Source organism: Psychrobacillus sp. (assembly GCF_032154225.1).
Lineage (GTDB): Bacteria > Bacillota > Bacilli > Bacillales_A > Planococcaceae > Psychrobacillus.
On sequence record NZ_JALDYF010000039.1, the window covers coordinates 1 to 5,140 of the forward strand.

Annotated in this window: 6 protein-coding genes; all 6 read right to left on the reverse strand. The window is 36.6% G+C overall.

The features are described from left to right. Positions 1-296 (reverse strand): substrate-binding domain-containing protein (locus RUH95_RS21385; protein WP_313894926.1); only part of this gene is annotated, 296 nt, incomplete at its 3' end. 15 nt (positions 297-311) lie between these two features. Continuing rightward, positions 312-1,253, reverse strand: a complete 942-nt coding sequence (gene rbsC, locus RUH95_RS21390; RefSeq protein WP_093495167.1) for a ribose ABC transporter permease — start codon at positions 1,251-1,253, stop codon at positions 312-314. Beyond that, a complete protein-coding gene (locus tag RUH95_RS21395; protein ID WP_093495168.1) occupies positions 1,240-2,736 on the reverse strand; it encodes a sugar ABC transporter ATP-binding protein in 1,497 nt (498 codons plus the stop codon). The genes rbsC and RUH95_RS21395 overlap by 14 nt, the downstream gene beginning before the upstream one ends. Before the next feature lie 16 nt (positions 2,737-2,752). After that, positions 2,753-3,142 carry a D-ribose pyranase gene (rbsD, locus tag RUH95_RS21400; protein WP_313894927.1) on the reverse strand — a complete coding sequence of 130 codons (390 nt, stop codon included), beginning with the start codon at positions 3,140-3,142 and terminating at the stop codon, positions 2,753-2,755. Continuing rightward, a complete protein-coding gene (rbsK, locus tag RUH95_RS21405) occupies positions 3,139-4,026 on the reverse strand; it encodes a ribokinase (RefSeq protein WP_313894928.1) in 888 nt (295 codons plus the stop codon). The genes rbsD and rbsK overlap by 4 nt, the downstream gene beginning before the upstream one ends. Continuing rightward, positions 4,023-5,015, reverse strand: a complete 993-nt coding sequence (locus tag RUH95_RS21410; protein ID WP_313894929.1) for a LacI family DNA-binding transcriptional regulator — start codon at positions 5,013-5,015, stop codon at positions 4,023-4,025. The genes rbsK and RUH95_RS21410 overlap by 4 nt, the downstream gene beginning before the upstream one ends. Between the last annotated feature and the right edge of the window lie 125 nt (positions 5,016-5,140).

The following is a 5,140-nucleotide window of genomic DNA, read 5'->3' on the forward strand; positions in this document are numbered from 1 at the left end:
AGGATTAAATCTACCCCTTGTTGAATTAGATCTTCTACATCACTTGCTTGTTTTGCCGCATTATCTTGTGCATCTACAACAGTTAAAGTTGCTCCTAGTTCTTCTGCTTTCGCTTTAGCCCCATCGCTCAATGTTACGAAAAATGGATTGTTTAAAGTAGAAACAGATAAACCAATTTTGTAGCTTCCTTCTTTATCTGTTGAGTCTGATTCCTTAGAAGAACCTGGTGCCTCTGTTGAACATGCCGCAAGAACTAGCATAATCATCATTAATAAAACTAAATGTACTTTTTTCATGATTAATTTCTCCTTTTATACTGTTTTTTTTCGGTCTAATAAAACCGCTACCAATATAACTGCACCCTTCACCACTTGTTGGAAGAAAGAGGATACCCCAATAAGATTTAGACCATTATTCAAGACGCCAATAATGAGTGCTCCAATTAATGTACCAACAATCCAACCTCGTCCACCAGTTAAACTTGTCCCACCTAGCACAACAGCTGCAATAGCATCCAGCTCAAACATATTTCCTGCTGTTGGTTGAGCAGAGTTTAGTCTAGAAGTTAAAATTAATGATGCTAAAGCTGCTAGGGTACCTGTAAGCGCATAAACATAAACTTTTATACGATCTACTTTAATACCAGAAAGGCGAGAAGCTTCTTCATTTCCACCAACTGCATACACTCGACGACCAAATGTTGTCTTTTTAAGAACAAAATATAATACTCCAAATGCTATAGCCATTGTAATTACTGGAACCGGGATTCCAAAGAAATAACCTTTTCCTATCAGTTGGAATGATAAAGAATCACCTAGTCCTGAAATAGGTCTACCTTCTGTATAGACTAGAGTCAAACCACGATAAATAGTCATTGTTGCAAGTGTTGCGATAAATGGAGCCACATTCCCTTTAGAAATGATAATACCGTTTATTGCACCCAAAATTGCTCCAAGGATTAACCCTAAAAACATTGCAAGCATTGGATCCATACCACTTGCCAAAAATCCAGCGGTTACTGCTCCTGTTAGCGCTAATATAGAACCAACTGATAAGTCAATTCCGCCTGTCAAAATGACGAATGTCATCCCAAATGCGATTAGTGCGTTAATAGATACTTGTCGAAGTACATTTAATAAGTTGTTTAGCGTTAAAAAGTTTGGACTCATTACACTAATTATGACCACTATTAGTAATAAACCAATTACAGGTCCGAGTTTTTGTAAAAATGATTGTGAACTAGATTTGAGCAACTTTGTCACCTCCCGTAGCATAATGCATAATTTTTTCTTGTGTCATTTCATCTTTTGTTAAATCTGCTGTTATTTTTCCTTCATGCATGACAAGTACTCGGTCCACCATACCAATAACCTCAGGAAGTTCAGAGGATATCATTAAGATTGCTACACCTTTTTCCGCCAAAGCATTAATAATTGAATAAATTTCTTTTTTAGCTCCAACATCGACACCTCTTGTTGGTTCATCTAGTATAAGGATGTCTGGTTCTATTCCAAGCCATTTCGCTATAACAATTTTCTGCTGATTCCCACCACTTAGTGATTTCACAAATTGGTTTGGACCAGAAGTACGAACTCCAAGGCGTTTTACCATTGAATCGTATAATTCTTGTTCTTTTTTTGCACCTACTACACCATTTCTAGAGATCTTATCAAAGTTGGTAATGCCTAAATTATCTTTCACAGAGAAATCAACAATCAATCCTTCCGATTTTCGATCTTCCGTTACAAACCCAAAACCTAATTTTATAGCTTTTGATGGATTCTGGATTTTCACTAACTTACCATCTAAAAAAACTTCGCCTTTATTTAGTTTTTTATATCCAAATAAAGCTTGTGCTACTTCTGTTCGCCCCGCACCCATTAAACCAGCTATCCCTAAGACTTCTCCTTTTCGTAATTCAAAAGAAACATCTTCAAAATATCCGTTTCTCGTTAAACTCTTCGCAACCAGCTTTACTTCGCCAATTTTAACAGATCGTTCTGGAAAACGATTACCAAGCTCTCGTCCAACCATCATTTGAACAATTTCATCAAATGTTGTATCCTTCACTTTTTTAACTCCAACGTATTGTCCATCTCGTAGTATCGTAATGCGATCACAGATAGCAAAAATTTCTTCCATTCTGTGTGAAATATATACAAACGAAACTCCTTTGGCTTGCAATGCTCGAATCGTCACAAAGAGTGTTTCTATTTCCCGATCTGTCAAAGCCGCTGTGGGTTCATCCATTACAATAAGCTCTGCATTGGACGATATTGCTTTTGCAATCTCGATAATTTGTTGTTTACCAACGGAAAGTGAACGAGCTACCATTTTTACATCAATATCGAGTCCCAAACTTAATAGGATTTCCTTTGCTTGTTTATTCATTTCTTTTGTTTTTAAAACCGGGCTTTTTCCAAACGTTCTTTCGTTTCCAAGAAATAAATTTTCTGCTACCGTTAAATCAGGAAGTATGTTCAACTCTTGATGAATAACTGCAATTCCATGTTGTTCTGCTTCTTTTGGATTTTTAAAATCTACTATTTGACCTTTTACCTTTATATCCCCCGAGTCACGTGTATAGATACCCGTTAATATTTTCATCAAAGTAGATTTACCTGCACCATTTTCACCCATTAGTGCATGAATTTCTCCCTTTTTCACTTCAAATTCAATATTACTTAAAACTGTATTTCCATTGAATGCTTTTGAAATTCCAGTCATTTCGATCATTGCTATTCACCTACCTTTAGAATATGACGCCTGATTGTAAAATAATATTTGCATAAGGAGTAGCTTCACCTGTGCGTATAATAACTTTTGAATTTCGTGTCATTACTTTAAACTCTTCATGTGAAATTTCTGTAGTTTTGCCAACTTTTTCTTGAACAATTTTATATAGCTTTGTATTAGCATCTTTTAATTCTCTAGCAATAAAGGCACACTCAACTTGTACATCATCTAACACAGCCTCAAAAATTTCTGTAAAAGAGGGTTTGCCAATTACATAAGACAAATCTATACAACGAACTCCATCTGGAATCGGTAACCCACAATCAGCTATTGTAATTTGATCTGTATGGCCAAGCTTAGCAAACTCAGCAGCAAGCTCACGGTTTAAAATACCAAGCTTCTTCATGATTTAGATGCTCCTTCTAATCTTTTCTTCACATCATCATGTGCTGGCATTCCGCCTTGTGCTCCAAATTTCTCTACTGATAATGAAGCTGCTGCATTTGCGTATTGTACTGCACTCTCTAAATCTAGTCCTTGTGCAAGTGCATGTGCAAGAGCTCCGTTAAATGTATCCCCCGCTCCAGTTGTATCTACTACATCCGTTTTAAATCCTTCAACAATGACATGCTTTTCACCGTCAAAGTAACGAGCTCCCTCACTACCTAGAGTTACGATTAACTTGTTTGGATACTTTTCTAAAACAGCTTCCACATCTAATCCAAAAATAACTTCGCACTCTGTTTCATTTGGAGTCAAATATGCAATATAATCCATAAATTCTTTTTGAAAGCCTCCTGCAGGAGCTGGATTCAACAAGACAGGTATATTCAATTCCGAACAAAGTTTTAATGAGTATTCAATTACTGGAATTGGAATTTCTAACTGCATCATGACAAAATTACTTTGTCGAATCGTTTCTTTCATTTTTTCAATATGTTCCAGTGTTAATGCATGATTAGCACCAGGTACAACGATAATCCTATTGTCTCCTTCAGATAGCAATATATTGGCTATTCCAGTAGCAGTTCCATCACTTAGAATGACACCATTTGTATTTACAGCATTTTTTTCTAGATTTTCAACAAGCTCTTTGCCAAAGCTATCAGTTCCTACGCTTGCAACCATTTGTACTTTGCTACCTAATCGCGCGGCGGCTACTGCTTGATTTGCGCCTTTCCCTCCAGGTACGGTCGTAAATAATTGTCCTAATACGGTTTCACCTTGTATTGGAAAATTATCTGTTTGTACAACTATATCCATATTTACACTACCAATAACTGTAATCAGCGTAACTCACTCCTTGTTGTTCCGCGCACTACTAACTCCACTGGAACTTGAATAACTTTATCATCTAGTTCAATATCTTCGATTTTTTTTATCAACATTCTCATAGCAATCGCACCCAATTTATAAATATCCTGTGCTACTGTTGTTAATCCAGGCGTCAGCATTCCAGCTAGGGCTATACCATCAAACCCTATAATTTGTACATTTGATGGGACACTTATCCCAAGAGAATATGCCGCCTTTAATGCACCAGCCGCTGATACGTCAGTGCTTGCGAATATCCCATCTATTCCTTCTATTTCAGTTAAAAACTTCTTAGCTATTCTTTCAGAATGCTCAAAGTTAAACGGACATTCTATTATATGTGATGTAATATCCTTTCCTTCTATCGCCTCTAAAAATCCAGCAAGTCGATCATCAGCCGGTCCAAGTCCAGAAGGACCACGCATGAACACTATATTTTGACAATTTTGCTCCAATAAATAGGAGGTTCCTAGCCTAGCTCCTTCTATATTATTTGAAGAAACAGTTGGGATTGAGTCATGAATCATCCTGTCAAGTGCAACTATGGGGATATCTAAATCTTCATAATGACTTGCTTGTAACTGATTAGTCGCAACAATAAATCCAGCAACATATTTTTGCTTAAGCATTTCAATATAATTTATCTCTTTTTCAGCTTCTTCATCCGAATTACATAAAATCACTGTATATCCATAAGACAACGCGACATCTTCGACCGCTCTTGCAAGTTCAGGAAAGAATGGATTCGTTATATCCGGTACGATTAGTCCAATCAAATTGGTTTGTTTTGTACTCAATGAGCGTGCAACTAGATTCGGCTTATAGCCCAATAGTTCAATCGCACTTTGAACCTTCTTTTTTGCTTCCTCACTGATATATCCTTTTTTATTTAAATAACGGGATACAGAAGCAACTGAAACACCAGCCTCTTTCGCCACATCTCTAATATTCGCCAATTGTTTCACTCTTTTCATCTCATTGTGTAACCGGTTACACATAATATACCAACGAATAACTTTAGCTGTCAATAAGAAATTAGTTGGCACTTATCACCAACTAGCGGACATTCTTGAATGGGTAAGAGTTTATA